Annotated in this window: 13 protein-coding genes; 12 read left to right on the forward strand and 1 reads right to left on the reverse strand. The window is 50.3% G+C overall.

Annotation, left to right across the window (positions count from 1 at the left end):
- Positions 1–387 precede the first annotated feature (387 nt).
- Entirely contained in the window at positions 388–1,728 is a 1,341-nt protein-coding gene (gene dgt / locus ACU52_RS07870) for a dGTP triphosphohydrolase (protein WP_053398436.1), read from the reverse strand.
- Positions 1,729–1,971: 243 nt separating this feature from the next.
- Between dgt and dut the strand changes: the two genes are divergently transcribed.
- The 12 genes from dut to ACU52_RS15070 all read left to right on the forward strand — a co-directional run bounded on the left by dut (position 1,972) and on the right by ACU52_RS15070 (position 15,481).
- Positions 1,972–2,409, forward strand: a complete 438-nt coding sequence (gene dut, locus ACU52_RS07875; protein ID WP_021854865.1) for a dUTP diphosphatase — start codon at positions 1,972–1,974, stop codon at positions 2,407–2,409.
- 28 nt (positions 2,410–2,437) lie between these two features.
- Positions 2,438–4,213: a tetratricopeptide repeat protein gene (locus tag ACU52_RS07880; protein WP_082335212.1), complete on the forward strand. Its 1,776-nt coding sequence runs from the start codon at positions 2,438–2,440 to the stop codon at positions 4,211–4,213.
- The gene (locus ACU52_RS07885) at positions 4,200–5,096 is read left to right on the forward strand and encodes a lipoprotein insertase outer membrane protein LolB1 (RefSeq protein WP_082335213.1); all 897 of its coding nucleotides are present in this window, start codon (positions 4,200–4,202) and stop codon (positions 5,094–5,096) included. Before ACU52_RS07880 ends, ACU52_RS07885 begins: the two co-directional genes overlap by 14 nt.
- Positions 5,097–6,677 (forward strand): murein hydrolase activator EnvC family protein, encoded by a 1,581-nt coding sequence (locus tag ACU52_RS07890; protein ID WP_053398398.1) that lies wholly within the window; start codon positions 5,097–5,099, stop codon positions 6,675–6,677.
- Positions 6,678–6,915: 238 nt separating this feature from the next.
- Positions 6,916–8,031, forward strand: a complete 1,116-nt coding sequence (gene murG, locus ACU52_RS07895; protein ID WP_053398399.1) for an undecaprenyldiphospho-muramoylpentapeptide beta-N-acetylglucosaminyltransferase — start codon at positions 6,916–6,918, stop codon at positions 8,029–8,031.
- Between the two features lie 125 nt (positions 8,032–8,156).
- On the forward strand, positions 8,157–9,539 hold the full coding sequence (gene murC, locus ACU52_RS07900) for a UDP-N-acetylmuramate--L-alanine ligase (protein WP_021854860.1): 1,383 nt from the start codon (positions 8,157–8,159) through the stop codon (positions 9,537–9,539).
- A complete protein-coding gene (locus ACU52_RS07905; RefSeq protein ID WP_053398400.1) occupies positions 9,540–10,340 on the forward strand; it encodes a cell division protein FtsQ/DivIB in 801 nt (266 codons plus the stop codon).
- 29 nt (positions 10,341–10,369) lie between these two features.
- Complete coding sequence (gene ftsA / locus ACU52_RS07910; protein WP_021854858.1) at positions 10,370–11,809, forward strand: cell division protein FtsA; 1,440 nt, start codon at positions 10,370–10,372, stop codon at positions 11,807–11,809.
- 59 nt (positions 11,810–11,868) lie between these two features.
- The gene (gene ftsZ, locus ACU52_RS07915) at positions 11,869–13,185 is read left to right on the forward strand and encodes a cell division protein FtsZ (RefSeq protein WP_021854857.1); all 1,317 of its coding nucleotides are present in this window, start codon (positions 11,869–11,871) and stop codon (positions 13,183–13,185) included.
- A 40-nt stretch (positions 13,186–13,225) separates the two neighbouring features.
- On the forward strand, positions 13,226–13,672 hold the full coding sequence (locus ACU52_RS07920) for a GatB/YqeY domain-containing protein (protein ID WP_021854856.1): 447 nt from the start codon (positions 13,226–13,228) through the stop codon (positions 13,670–13,672).
- A 963-nt stretch (positions 13,673–14,635) separates the two neighbouring features.
- Positions 14,636–15,004 (forward strand): hypothetical protein, encoded by a 369-nt coding sequence (locus ACU52_RS07925; protein WP_053398401.1) that lies wholly within the window; start codon positions 14,636–14,638, stop codon positions 15,002–15,004.
- Positions 15,005–15,235: 231 nt separating this feature from the next.
- On the forward strand, positions 15,236–15,481 hold the full coding sequence (locus tag ACU52_RS15070; RefSeq protein ID WP_021854850.1) for a hypothetical protein: 246 nt from the start codon (positions 15,236–15,238) through the stop codon (positions 15,479–15,481).
- The last annotated feature ends 384 nt before the right edge of the window (positions 15,482–15,865 follow it).

Below are 15,865 nucleotides of genomic sequence, written 5' to 3' on the forward strand. Positions count from 1 at the left end.
GCTACATGGTGAGGCCGTGCATACAGATATTTATGTTAACTTAACATTTGCCTAACTTCTCGTCGGCTGTCTGCCGTATGTAGTGCAGCTTTTTGTCTGTCTTTATTATGTTATGTAACAACTTGATATTCAGTGCGTTGCAAAAGGCTGTCTTTTGGCTTGCAAAACGTGGCCTTTTGTCTTGTAAAAGCATACCTTTTACGAAGCAAAAGCTATCCTTTTGCAATGCGGTTGATGAAGAGTGGAAAAATATAAGCGTGCCAAACGATATCTAACTGTTGCAGAATGTTAAAACAGAAACCTCCATATCTGCTGCAAATAATGTTGCAAAAGATATGGATGCAGAATGTGTTTATCGCGTCAGATAACCCTTACCGGTTGTCATGCCTATACAATCGGCAGACTTATTCCGTTGATTTTCTGATAGATGTCGAGCGCATACACGTCGGTCATGCCGCTGATATAGTCGATAACAGCCATGATGCGCGTTTCGAGGTCGGGCGCGCTGATGTCATACTGGCTGCTCACGCGGCTGATAAGCTGGCGCGAGTAGAACCGCTGCGGATTGACGGCCGCCTCGGTCATGACCTCCATCAGGCTGTCCATAATCTTAAAACCGCTCAGTTCGACGTCAAGCACAGGCTTGCTCTTGTAGATTCGCTTTTTCGAAAGTTCTGTGCAGTTGCGGTAAGCCTTAACCAGTCTGTCGTCGATGCTGTCGATAAGACTGCCGCTGAACTCGCCCCTCATGATCTCGTCTTCGTGCCTCATGAACGCGTCAACGCATGCCCTTTCGAGCGCGTTGATAACGCAGGCCCTCATGTATATCACCTTCTCGTTGTCGTCGGTTATCTCCTCGTCGTGAATCCTCTGCATGATATGATTTTGTCCCATTTCATCGAAGAAATCCAAGAAAAGCCGCTTTGTCTCCTCATACGTTACAATCTTCAGCTTGTGGGCATCCTCAATGTCCATAATCTCGTAGCAGATGTCATCGGCAGCCTCTACAAGATACACCAGCGGATGGCGCGCATACTCGGCAGGACAGCCGTCGGCCGACTTGCGTATTATGCCGAGGTCGTCGGCAATGCGGCAGAATATGTCGGCTTCGGTGCTGAAAAATCCGAATTTACCGTGCCCCTTTTCCGCCAGAGCCGACGCAAAAGGATATTTCACGATAGACGCAAGCGTGGTGTAAGTCATCACGAATCCGCCGTCGCGACGCCCTTTGAAGCGGTGAGCAAGCAGGCGGAACGCGTTGGCGTTACCCTCAAAGTGAGTGATGTCGTTCCACAGTTCGGGGCTCAGCCTGTCTTTGAGATAAGCCCCCTTGCCCTCGGTGAAGAACGTCTGAATGGCCTTCTCGCCGGAGTGTCCGAACGGAGGGTTGCCCATGTCGTGCGCCAGGCATGCCGTGCTTACTATGGTGCCAATCTGCGTGAACAGCGTGTCGGCCAGTTCGGGCCTTGTCTTCATAACGCAGTGGGCCACGTCGTTGCCGAGCGACATGCCCACGCTTGCCACTTCCAGGCTGTGAGTGAGGCGGTTATGTACGAAAATGCTGCCCGGCAGCGGGAACACCTGAGTCTTGTTCTGCATGCGGCGGAACGGCGCAGAGAATATCAGCCGGTCGTAGTCGCGCTTAAACTCAGAGCGGTCGTCGTGCCTTATGGCGTGGCGCGACTCCTGTCCGAGTCTTTTGTTCGATATAAGTTGTTTCCAGTTCATCATCTTTCTGCAAAATAAGGCCGTATGCACAATACGGCGGTTAGCTGCGCAAAAGTAATCTAAAAATGGCTAAATTCTTTCTTTTTAGCGCTAAAAATACAATTATGTAAATATAAATAGCTATTTTTGCACACAAATTAAAATAACGTAACCGGCAGCATGCCAGCTGTGGGCTGGCTGATGTCGGCATGTGGCGTCAGGCCTAGGCATGCGCCGTTAAAACCTAAAAAGCAGAATAAGACTATGATACCCGTAAAAGTAATCAACAAAGGGCACCAGCCGCTTCCGGCATACGCCACGGCACAGAGTGCAGGTATGGATCTCAGGGCTAACATCGACGCCCCGATAACGCTGCGCCCCATGGAGCGCAGGCTGATACCCACGGGCCTCTACATAGCCCTGCCCGAAGGCTACGAGGCACAGGTGCGCCCGCGCAGCGGACTGGCCTTGAAGCACGGCATTACGGTGCTTAACACGCCGGGAACGATAGACGCCGACTACAGGGGCGAGGTGATGGTGCTGCTGATAAACTTTTCAGACACCGACTTCGTGATCAACGACGGCGAACGCATAGCCCAGATGGTCATTGCTCGCCATGAGACGGCAGAGTTTGTCGAGGTTAGCGTGCTCGATGAGACAGAGCGCGGCGCAGGCGGCTACGGCCACACCGGAGTGAAATAACAGCAAGGTTCGCATTTCAACAATTCAGATGAACAGACTAACATCATACATCCTTGTGCTGCTTTCGGCGGCGGCTGTCATCACAGGCTGCAGCCACGGCACGGCAACAAAGACAGGCGCAGGCGGCACGGCGTCGCGCGGCATCGTGGTTCCGCCCATAAGCCATAACGACAGCATGCGCTTCAAGATATTCTATTTTGAGGCTGTCAAGCAGCAGGTGGCCGGCAACTACGACGCGGCTTACGACTTGCTGAGCCACTGTCTCGACATAAACCCCAATGCAGCAGAGGCCTACTTTATGATGTCGTCTTACAGCGGAGTGCTCTATGGCGACACCGCCGCACTTGAAGACGTTAAGAAGGCTGCCGAGCTCGACCCCGAGAACAACACCTATCTTGAGCGTCTCGGCACGGGCTACATACGCATAGGCAACCTCGACGAGGCCATAAAGGCATACGAGAAGTTGGCACACAACAGTCCGGAGCGCTCAGACGTGCTCGACATCCTTAACCAGCTGTATCTCAGAAAGAAAGACTACGACAATGTGATAAAGACCATTGAACGCATCGAAGCCCTTGAAGGCAGCAGTGAGCAGACAGCCCTGTCGAAGATGCAGGTGTACTCGCTGCAGGGCAAGAAGGAGGAGGAGTTCAATGAGCTGAAGTCGATGTCGGAGAAATATCCCAACGACATGAACTACAGGGTGATGATGGGCAACTGGCTTCTGCAGAACGGCAAGCCCGACGAGGCATACAGCCAGTATATGGACGTGCTGAAGCAAGACCCCGAGAACCCCATGGCACGCATGTCGATGATAGACTACTACAGGACTACGGGCAGCACGGCGCAGGCCGACTCGATACAGGAGACAATGCTCGTGAATCCCAAGACGCCCGTCAGCACAAAGATGATACTGATGAGGCAGGTGGTGGCAGACAACGAGAAGAACGGAGGCGACAGCACACAGGTGCTCAACCTCTTTAAGAGAATACTGAAACAGCCGCAGGAAACATCCGACATGGCCGAGCTGTATGCAGCATACATGACGCTGAAGAAGATGCCGCAGGATTCTATCACCAAGGTGCTGGAGACCGTGCTGACCATCTCGCCCGACAACGCGGCTGCCCGTCTGCAGCTGATACAGACAGTGTGGAACGAGAAAGACTTCGACAAGGTTATAGAGCTGTCGCGCCAGGCGCTCGACTATAATCCCGACGAGATGGCCTTCTATTATTTCCTCGGGCTTGCCTATGTGCAGAAAGACGATGACGACAACGCCCTCGAAGTGTTCAGAAAGGGCGTCAGCCAGATTGACGACGAGAGCAACCCCGACATCGTGTCTGACTTTTATGCCATCATGGGCGACATTCTTTACAGCAAGGGGCAGGAGCAGGAAGCCTATGCCGCTTATGACAGTTGCCTGCAGTGGAAGGACGACAACTTCGGCTGTCTGAACAACTATGCCTACTATCTGTCGGAAACGGGCAAAAATCTCGACAAGGCCGAGCAGATGAGCTATCGCACGGTGCAGGCCGAACCTGACAACTGCACATACCTTGACACCTATGCATGGATACTGTTCAAGCAGAAAAAATATAAAGACGCGCAGCCGTATATCGACATGGCCATCAAGAACGACACCACAAACAGTGCGGTGCTTCTCGAGCATGCAGGCGACATCTACTACATGAACGGCGACGCCGGCAAGGCCCTTGAATACTGGCGCGAGGCGCTTGAGAACAGTGACGAAGAGAATAAGGTGCTTATAAGAAAAATAAAACTGAAGAAATATGTTGAGAAATAGCAGCAGGCTGTTACGCAGCCTCGTCTTTTTGGTTGTGTGCCTCGCCGTGGTTTCGTGCGGCACAAAGAAGGCCGCCATGTCCGGCGGCTCGTCTTCGTCGTCAGGCAATAACGATGTTGAAAGCATACTGGCCCGCAAGACAGACTTCCTGCGCAAGGTCTACGACAATGAAGTGTATGCCCAGGCCATATCGGCTAAGATAAAGTTCAGCATCAACACCGGTTCAAAAGATCTGTCGGTGTCGGGCTCGCTGAAGATGAAGAAGGACGACGTGATACGCATACAGCTCACTCCGCTCGGACTGATGGAGGCCGGACGCATTGAGTTTACAAAGGATTACGTGCTCGTGGTAGACCGCATCAACAAGGAATATATCAAGGCTTCATACAGCGATGTCGACTTCCTGCAGCGCAACGGGCTCGACTTCTACGCCCTGCAGGCACTGCTGTGGAATCAGCTCTTCGTGCCCGGACAGCAGAAGATAACCGACTCGGCCCTCAAGAATTTCGGCGTTACGTTCAACGATGCCGTGGCCAACACGCTCGTTACGCTGAAGCGCGGCAGCATGAGCTATGTGTGGCAGGCCGACAAGACGAGCGGACAGATCAAGGCTGTGGACGTAACATACAGCAGCCCGTCTACAGGCAGCACATCAGTGAAATGCACTTACGGAACATTCAAGCCGCTCGGTACGAAGAAATTCCCTACTGACATCACCCTGATGATGAAGAGCAGCGCGGTGAAGAGAGCCAACGGCGTGGCCGTGAACATATCAATGAGCGGACTCGACACGTCGGCCGACTGGGAGACGCGCACCTCTGTGTCGGATAAATATAAAAAGGTGGATCCGCAGGACGTAATTAACAGAATCTTAAAGTTATAAATGAGAAGAATACTAATATTTCTGCTGGCATTGTCGTTGGTGGCACCTTCGCTGGCTCAGAAAAAGCAGACAGCCAAGAAAAAGACCACGACGAAGCGCGTGGTGAAGAAGCGCAGCACGAAGAAGTCGGCCAAGACAGCCAACTATTCGAACGCCTCTATCAGGGGGCTCCGCAACCAGCGCGCGAGCGTTCAGCGCAAGATAAAGGAGCAGGAGCGCCTCTTGCGTGCCAATAAGGCCGACGTAAAGAAGCGGCTCAACAACCTGATGATGATAAACAGCGAAATAGACCAGCGGCAGAAGTCTATCGACGGAATACAGAAAGACATTACCCACATCGACGGAAACATACAGCTGCTCAAGAACCAGCTCTCTACGCTCGAGCAGCAGCTGCAGGACCGCAAGGCCAAATACATAAAGTCGATGCGGTATATGGCCAGCAACCGCACCATACAGGATAAGCTGATGTTCATCTTCAGCGCCAAGAACTTTGCCCAGATGTACCGCCGTCTGAGGTTCGTCCGCGAGTATGCCGCCTATCAGCGTGCCCAGGGCGAGATGGTGAAAGCCAAGCAAAACCAGATAGAGGCAAAGAACAACGAGCTGAAGAAGGTCAGAGGACAGAAGAACAACCTGCTCTATAAGGGACAGCAGGAACAGGCTGCGCTGCAAGGCAAGCAGGCCGAGCAGCAGCAGGTGGTGAACACACTGCAGAAGCAGCAGAAGACGATACAGACTATCATTGCCGACCAGCGCAAGAAGGATGCAGCCCTCAATGCGCAGATCGACAAGCTCATAGCCGAAGAAGTGGCTAAAGCCAAGGCAAGAGCTGAGGCTGAAGCCCGCAGAAAAGCCGCTGCCGCTGCCGCCGCCGCAAAGCGCAGGGCAGAGGAACTGGCACGCAAGAAGGCTGCCGCCGAGGCTGCAGCGCGCGAGAATGCACGCCGTGTGGCTGAGGCTAAGGCACGCGAGGAACGCCTGAAAGCCGAAGCAAGAGCAGCCGAGCGCAAGAGCGCCGAGGAGAAAGCCAGGGCAGAACAGGCCGCACGTGAGGCTGAGGCCGACCGCGTTGCGGCAGAACGCAAGGCCAAGGTGGAGGAGATGAGGCATGAGAACGAGGTGGCTCGTGCCAAGAAGGAGGCCAAGGAGGCCGTCGCCTTCGATTCGAAGGACCGCAAGCTCAGCGGCAGTTTTGAGCGCAACCGCGGCCGCCTGCCGATGCCTATCACGGGCTCTTACCGCATTGTGAGTCATTTCGGACAATATAATGTTGAAGGACTTAAGAACGTTAAGCTCGACAACAAGGGAATAAATATCCTCGGAAGTCCCGGAGCGTCGGCACGCTCTATATTCGACGGAGAAGTCAGTGCCGTGTTCGGCTTCGGCGGAACGATGGTTGTCATGGTGCGCCACGGCAGTTATATTTCAGTCTACTGCAACCTGCGCTCCGTAAGCGTACACCGCGGACAGCACGTCAGCGCCCGTCAGGCCTTGGGCGTGGTAGGCGAGGACAACATACTGCAGTTCCAGCTCAGGCGCGGAACGGCAAAGCTGAATCCTGAGTCATGGCTCGGAAGATAGCCATCGTACTAATGCGATAATATTTAGTAAGACACGGCCGCTGCGACGGTCTGCCAACAAAGCCGAGACACATTTTTGTCAGATAATTTTCTGTCTGGCGTTTGTGTGTCGGCTTGTCGGTCTTGCCGCCGTGCGCAGTGTCCGGATATTTTTTTAATAAGCCAGAAAAATATTATTTAAAATTATCTGAAAAGAAAAATTTTGATTACTTTTGCGAAATAATAAGGTGTAAGGACATATGGAAGATGAACTTAGAATAATTATAAGCGGAGGCGGCACCGGAGGCCATATATTTCCGGCTGTTTCGATAGCTAACGCAATCAGGGCAAAGTATCCCGAAGCTAAAATACTGTTTGTCGGAGCGTTAAGACGCATGGAGATGCAGCGCGTGCCTGCTGCCGGTTATGAGATTGTAGGACTTCCTATAAGCGGCTTCAACAGAAAGAACATGCTTAAGAATGTGGTGGTTCTTTACAGGATATGGAAGAGCCAGCAGATGGCGAAGAAGATTATACGCAAGTTCAATCCAATGGCAGCCGTCGGAGTGGGCGGATATGCCAGCGGTCCGATGCTCAACCAGTGTACGAAGATGGGCATACCGTGCCTCATTCAGGAGCAGAACTCCTATGCTGGCGTCACCAACAAGATACTGTCGAAAAAGGTAGACCGTATCTGCGTGGCCTACGACGGCATGGAAAGATTCTTCCCGGCAGACAAGATAGTCAAGACCGGTAATCCCGTGCGTCAGGCCCTGCTCGACACAAAGCTGACAAAGGCTGAGGCTCTTAAGAGCTTCGGGCTGTCTGAAGACAAGAAGACCATCCTCATCGTAGGCGGAAGCCTTGGCGCGAGAACGGTCAACGAGAGCGTACTTCAGAATCTCGACATGATAAAAGAGTCAGGTGTGCAGTTTATATGGCAGACCGGAAAATACTATAACGCGTCGATAATGGCTGAACTGAAGCAGCGCGGAACGGTTCCGTCGCTTCACGTAACCGACTTTATCTCTGACATGGGCGCTGCATACAAGGCCGCCGACCTGGTGATAAGCCGCGCCGGAGCAAGCAGCATATCAGAGTTCTGCCTCATAGGCAAGCCGGTTATCCTCGTTCCTTCGCCCAATGTGGCCGAAGACCATCAGACAAAGAACGCCATGGCCCTGGTCAATAAGAACGCTGCTCTGTATGTTAAGGACGCCGACGCTCCTGCTGAGGTGGTTAAGCTGGCGCTGCAGACAGTGAAAGACGATGCCAGACTGAAAGAACTTAGCGAGAACATACTGAAGCTCGCGCTTCCCGACTCGGCCGACATAATAGCCAACGAAGTGGTTAAGCTCGCACGCCGCGGACACTGATGCGGAGGGTTAGTAGGCCACAGACAATAATTATATAGAATACTAAAATAAATTGCAAAAGCAGATGCAGGGCTGCAATCAGCCCTGGCGGACAAAAGTCCGTTTCTGTAGAGAATAATAAAATAATGGAACTGAAAGAGATTAAAGCTGTATATTTTGTAGGAGCAGGCGGCATAGGCATGAGCGCCATAGCCCGTTACTTCCTGCACAGAGGCGTTGTCGTTGCCGGATACGACAAAACTCCTTCTGCATTGACAACGCAGCTCGAGAAAGAAGGCATGCTTATTCATTATGAAGAAAACATCGACGAGATACCGCATGCCTGCAGAAACCAGAAGTCTTCGCTCGTGATCTACACCCCGGCCATACCGGCAGACCACAAGGAGCTGGTTTACTTCCGTGAGAACGGTTTCGACGTTGAGAAGCGCGCCCAGGTGCTGGGCATGCTCACACGCTCACACAAGGGCCTTTGCTTTGCCGGCACGCACGGCAAGACCACCACGTCTACCATGTGCGCCCACATCATGCATCAGAGCCACGTCGACTGCAACGCCTTTCTCGGCGGCATATCAAAGAATTACAGCTCTAACTACATACTGAGCAAGGAGAGCGACTTCGTGGTTATCGAGGCCGATGAGTTCGACCGCAGCTTCCACTGGCTCCGTCCGTGGATGAGCGTCATAACATCTACCGACCCCGATCATCTCGACATATACGGCACCAAGGAGGCCTATCTTGAGAGCTTCGCCCATTACTCTTCGCTGATTCAGCCCGGCGGAGCGCTCATCATACACAAGGGCCTCGAGATGAAAGCTCAGGTGCAGCCCGGTGTTAAGGTGTATGAATACAGTCTTGACAGCGGCGACTTCCATGCCGAGAATATCGTGATTGAGAACGGCAACATCTCGTTCGACTTCATCTCGCCCATAGAAACCGTACGCGGAGTGCAGCTCGGTCAGCCCGTGCCCATCAATATCGAGAACGGCATTGCGGCCATGGCCATGGCACAGCTCAACGGATGCTCAAGCGAGGAACTGAAGTATGGCATGAAGACATACCGTGGCGTTGACCGCCGCTTCGACTTCAAGATAAAGAACGACAAGATTGTCTTCCTCAGCGACTACGCACACCATCCAAAGGAAATCTACCAGAGCGCAAGGAGCATACGCGAGCTTTACAGGGACAAGAAGATAACCGTAATCTTCCAGCCCCATCTCTACACCCGCACGCGCGACTTCTACAAGGACTTTGCCGACAGCCTGAGCATGCTCGACGAGGTTGTGCTCTGCGACATATATCCCGCACGCGAGGAGCCTATCCCCGGCGTTACGTCACAGCTTATCTACGACAACCTGAAGGAAGGCGTGGAGAAGAAGATGATACACAAGGAGGATGTCCTCTCGTTCGTAAAAGACAATGATTTCGAGGTGCTCGTGGTGCTCGGTGCCGGCGACCTCGACAATTATGTGCCACAGATAGAGAAAATACTTCAAGACAAGTATAAGTAAATGCATCAGAAACTTAAAAGAACCATATTCATAACGCTCGACGTGTTTCTTGCGGTTTACCTGGTGATGGCGATGACCTCGTTCAATCATCCGGCAGAGACACATAGCGTGTGTACTAAGGTTACCATTAATGTTGAGGATGAAAGTACAAACGGATTCCTAAGTGCAAAGGAGGTGAAGCACATTCTTGAGCGGAGCCGCCTTTATCCGTTTAAGAAGAAACTTGCCGACATCAACCCTCGCGACATCGAGGACAAGCTGAAGGACACGCCCTTTGTCAACACTGCACAGTGCTATAAGACAAAGGACGGCAACGTCTTTATAAGCATCACGCAGCGTCTGCCTATCGTAAGGGTGAAAAACTCGCGTGGCGACGACTATTATCTTGACGATCAGGGCGGCATAATGCCCAACTCAAAGTACACGTCAGACCTGATAATAGCCACAGGCAACATAAGCCGCTGGTATGCCCGCAACTATCTCTCTTATCTGGCCATCGAGCTGATGAAGGATGATTTCTGGAAGAATCAGATAGTGCAGATAAACATACTGCCCGACCTTGGCGTTGAGCTTGTTCCGCGCGTCGGCGAGCATATCGTTTATCTGGGCAACATCCCGCAGACAAAATATGTCAACCGCCGCAAGGCTCTTGTGCAAGGTTTTGTGCAGAAGAAGATGGACCGTCTGAAGAAGTTTTACAAATACGGACTCAGTCAGGCCGGATGGAACAAATATTCTTATATAGATCTGGAGTTTGACAACCAGATAATATGCAAAAAGAAGAAAAAGGCAGATATTTAAATAAAACAGAAACAACAAATTGATAACGTATGGCAGCAAAGGATTTTATAGTAGCAATAGAATTAGGCTCATCAAAGGTTACGGGCATTGCGGGCAAGAAGAATCTTGACGGCAGCATCTCTGTGCTCGCCGTTGTGAAGGAAGACTCTTCGTCGTTTATACGCAAGGGCGTCGTCTACAATATAAATCAGACCGTTCAGTGTGTGTCCAACATCGTCAAGAAACTGTCTGCCGCCCTCAAGTCTGAGATAGCTCAGGTGTATGTGGGCGTGGGCGGCCAGTCTATCAGAAGCGAGAAGAACGTGATAGGCAAAGACTTATTGGGCGACACCATCGTTACGCAGGAGATGGTAAACGAGCTTATGGACACCAACCGTAACATGTCTTATCCTGAACAGGAAATTCTTGACGCGGCCACACAGGAGTATAAGGTCGACAACCAGCTGCAGCTCGATCCCGTGGGCATACAGTGCAGCCGCCTTGAGGGCAACTTCCTCAACATATTGTGGCGCAAGACCTTCTACCGCAACCTCAACAAGTGTTTCGACACTGCCGGCATTGCCATTGCCGAGATGTATCTGGCGCCGCTGGCGCTGGCCGACAGCGTGCTGTCCGACTCTGAGAAGCGTTCAGGATGCGTGCTCGTTGACCTTGGTGCCGATACCACCACTGTTTCTGTTTACTATAAGAATATTCTTCGCCATCTTGCTGTCATACCTCTCGGCGGCAACAACATCACCAAGGATATCGCTTCGCTGCAGATGGACGATGAGAACGCCGAGAAGATGAAGCTGAAATACGGAAATGCTTATACTGACAACAACGAGATAGACAACACCCTGATGTTCCCCATCGATGCCGACCGCAGCATAGAGAGCCGCAAGTTTATCGAGATCGTAGAGGGCAGACTTCAGGAGATTATCGAGAACGTGTGGTATCAGGTTCCTGCCGAGTATGCCGACAGGCTGCTGGGCGGTATCATCCTTACCGGTGGAGGCTCTAACATGAAGAACATCGACATGGCCTTCAGAAACCACACGCATATAGAGAAAATACGTATTGCGAAGTTTGTTACGCAGACCATCAACTCTAACAACAACGACATCAACGCCCACAACGGCATGATGAACACCGTGCTGGGCATCCTGGCCAAGGGCGACATGAACTGCGCCGGCGAAGAGTACAGTGAGCACAGCGACCTCTTCGGTGCCGACAAGCCTAAGCCGGCTGCCGGCATGCAGGGCGGAACTCACGTACAGCAGCGCAACAACGAGGGCGTAGTGCTCACCGAAGCCGAGAAGCTGAAGATTGAGGAGATGCGCCGCAAGGCTGCCGAAGAGGCTGCCAGGAAGGAGAGCGAGCCCGAAGTTAAGCCGAAGGACGATGCCGACAAGGAAAAGAAGGGCATGAAGCCTCATGTTACAAAGCTCAAGAACTGGTTCAGAAGCCTTGTCTCTGAGGACGAATAATATTGACATGGCTGCGCTGCTACAAACTTATAACTACGAAAAAAAATAAAGACAGAGATATGGCTGATACACATAGAATAGTGGATTTCGGTGAGCCCGAAAAAGAGAAGAGCATAATAAAAGTGATCGGAGTAGGCGGCGGTGGAGGCAACGCCGTTAACCACATGTACCGCGAGGGCATACACGACGTGTCGTTCGTTCTGTGCAACACTGACAACCAGGCACTCAACGACTCGCCCGTACCCGTGCACCTGCAGCTCGGCAAGGAAGGACTCGGAGCCGGCAACAAGCCTGCAAAGGCGCGCGAGGCAGCCGAGGAGAGCCTTGAGGACATTAAGGCAATGCTCAACGACGGCACCAAGATGGCATTCATCACAGCCGGAATGGGCGGAGGCACCGGCACCGGTGCGGCTCCTGTCATTGCCAGCGTTTCAAAGGATCTGGGCATACTTACCGTCGGCATCGTTACCATACCGTTCCGCTTTGAGGGCGAACGCAAGATCGACCAGGCCCTCGACGGCGTTGAAGAGATGTCGAAGCACGTCGACGCCCTGCTCGTAATCAACAACGAGCGCCTGCGCGAGATTTATCCGGAACTGTCTATCCTTGATGCCTTCGGCAAGGCCGACGACACCCTGAGCATTGCTGCCAAGAGCATAGCCGAGATTATCACCGTTCACGGACTGATAAACCTCGACTTCAACGACGTGAAGACCGTGCTTAAGGACGGCGGCGTGGCCATCATGAGTACAGGCTACGGCGAAGGCGAGGGCCGTGTGAAGCGTGCCATTGAGGACGCGCTCAACTCACCTCTGCTCAACGACAACGACGTGTTCAACGCAAAGAAGATATTGCTCAGCATATCGTTCTGCAGCGACAAGAACAGCAACAACGGCCTCATGATGGAGGAGATGAACGACGTGAACGACTTTATGGCCAAGTTTGGCAACGACTTCGAGATAAAGTGGGGACTTGCCACCGACCCCGAACTGGGCAACAGAGTGAAGGTTACCATCCTCGCCACAGGATTCGGCATAGAGAATGTCGACGGCATGAACGAGCACTACAAGAAGCACTCTCAGGAGGAGAACGAACGCCGTGCTGAGGAGGAGGAGAAGGCTGCCGAGCGCCGCGCAAAGCGTGAACACTACTACGGCACCGACGGAAAAAGCTCTAAATACAAGCGCCGTCCGCACATATACATCTTCCGCCAGGAAGACCTCGACAACGACGACGTAATATCTTCTGTTGAGTCGACGCCTACATACAAGCGCACACGTCAGGAGCTTGAGGAAATACGCAACCAGTCTATGGGACAGGTAAAGAAGGCCGAGAGCGAGGACAGCAAGATACAGGGAACAATAAAGTTTGGATGATTGACAATTCATAATTCATAATTTTTAATTCATAATTAAAATGTTATTCGATCAGATAAGCAACGATATAAAGGAGGCCATGAAGGCCCGCGACAAGGTGCGTCTTGAGACCTTGCGCAACATTAAGAAAGTTTTTCTTGAGGCAAAGACTGCTCCCGGAGCCAACGACACTCTCGAGGATGCCGACGCCATGAAGATTCTTGCCAAGCTTGCCAAGCAGGGCAAAGAGTCGGCTGCCACATTCGTGCAGCAGAACCGTCAGGACCTTGCAGACGCCGAGCTGGCACAGGTCAGCGTCATTGAGGCATACCTGCCGAAGCCTATGACAGAGGAAGAGATTGAGGCTGCCGTAAAGGAAATTATAGCCCAGACAGGTGCCGCAGGCATGAAGGATATGGGCAAGGTTATGGGCGTGGCTTCAAAGCAGATGGCTGGCAAGGCCGACGGCCGCATTATCTCCGGCATCGTAAAGAAACTGCTTGCCTAAGCATTTTCTTTCTGATATAAAATAATAAATCAGCCTGAACGGACTAAACAGTCTACTCAGGCTGATTTGTTTTTTTGATGTACCGGCAACAGAACTTTGTTTCCATTTGCACAAAATTTTGGACAGTGTCATTAACTCCTAAAAACAAAGCATACGACTTTAACTCTTCTAACTCCTTTATCTACTTTAACTCCTAAAAACAAAGCATATGACTTTAACTCCTCTAACTCCTTTATCTACTTTAACTCCTAAAAACAAAGCATACGACTTTAACTCCTCTAACTCCTTTAACTACTTTAACTCCTAAAACAGAACATTCTCCTCTAACTATTTTATAAAAAAACTCGTCACTCGTCACAATGGCGTATAACGCGCTGATACACATGGTGTTACAGTGTGACGAGTTGCGCTTTCAACTCGTCACGCTCATGGCTCACACATCAGTCGTGATGAGTTTAGCCGGCAACTCGTCACACTTTAACATCTTGATTTACAGCTTGTTATGCACGGTTGTGACGAGTGATGAGTTTTTTATAAAAATAAAATTGATCCTTATGTTATGCTGCATGGCTTATCACGAAGAGTCAACTTTTATCAGCGATACTCCATGTTTCGGTCAACCTAAGTCAGTAAATAGTCAACATTCTTTATTATTGCCGTTTTCATTTTTCCGAAAGGCATACTTTTGCACCCTGAAAGGCCACGTTTCAGCATGCAAAAGCATACCTTTTGCATTGCCGTTAGGCCTATTGTATGGCTCTGAATAAATCCTACGTAAACTGTAATTTATTAGAAATGAACCGAAAAGAACTTACTAAAATAAATAACGACTTTAGTTTTTGCCTACATTTGCAAACAAATACACGGACTATTTAGCATAACGATAAAATATTCCTGACTGCATTGATAATTTGTCTTGCGTGATGTGAAAATGTTTAAGCAATAATCTTTAAATCATAAGCTATGAGTAGAATAAGTTTTAGGAAAGACAGGTTAGATATCCTTTTCAGTACTCTTCTGCTTTTATATGCCGTAGAGCCTGTGTTTGGAGACATACTTGTGATAGATTATCTAATTTATGGGTTGATGGCAGTGTGCGCTGTGTTGATGCTTGTGTTCTTGGTGAAAGATCTGATTAAGGATGCGCGCGGCTTCATTTCGAGTTATACATCGAGGTCGGTCTTTTGGATTGTTGATGCCGTAATATGTCTTATAGGCCTGGCTGTAGGCTATGCGTTCAGCTCAAATTCAGGTAGCTGGTGGATTTTTCTGTTTATCTGTTTTGTTGCTGTATATTTTCTGCCGACACCAAAGGGAACGAAAACAACGTGATATCGCAGGGGCGTATCCCAGGTGCGTCCGAAAGCGTTATATATGATTGATAATGTAAGTGTGGACGCACCTGGGGTACGTCCCTGCGTGCTTAGGCATGATAATGGTTTGTTGCGCATCTTCTTTGTGAGTATAAATCTGTAGAAAATTACATTTGTTGCTTTACTCTCTCTCTTTAACTTCGTTGAAGTTTTTAATGATTATGGTGGTTAAATTTAATTTTAGTGCCTTATGAAAAAAGCAAAAGTAATAATTCTTTCCCTCATACTCCTTATAGGTCTTGTATGGTGGGGCTTTGTGTTGTTTGGAATAGAACTTAGGTATTCCTTTATGATTTTGCCGCTGGTGCTTGTAACACTGACGTCTTTATTGAAAAACAATGAAAGCACCCGCTTTGACAAGCTGGAACTGGCATTAGAGGTGTTGGCTCTGCTGGCCATGGTGTATTTTACTGTTTTCATGCTGCTTCCTTTTTGACGGTTACGGAAAAGCGTTGTGAAAAATTTGAGCAGTATTAATAATTTAATGTGATAATCCGACCGGTTATTATTCGGCCGGGTTATTGCGTTGTGTCTGTCGTGCTGCTCTGAACGCTTATATTTCAATGGATATCGGTGATGAACCGAAATAAACTTCTGGAAAGTTGAAAATGTCCAGGATTTTTACTAACTTTGTGAACATAAGGCTACAAGAGCTGCCGAACCATATCAGCACGTTATAATGCGGCATTACAGAATGTCTGTTTGTGCCGGCATGATAGTGCTGACGGCTTTGTCGCTGATAATCTTTGTGTCGAGTGTTAGATATTCCTCCATGCGGAAAAAGCTGTTTAAGTTTGATGTTTTGTGATTTAAACCTATA

Origin of the sequence: Xylanibacter rarus, from assembly GCF_001275135.1 — a bacterium.
Lineage (GTDB): Bacteria > Bacteroidota > Bacteroidia > Bacteroidales > Bacteroidaceae > Prevotella > Prevotella rara.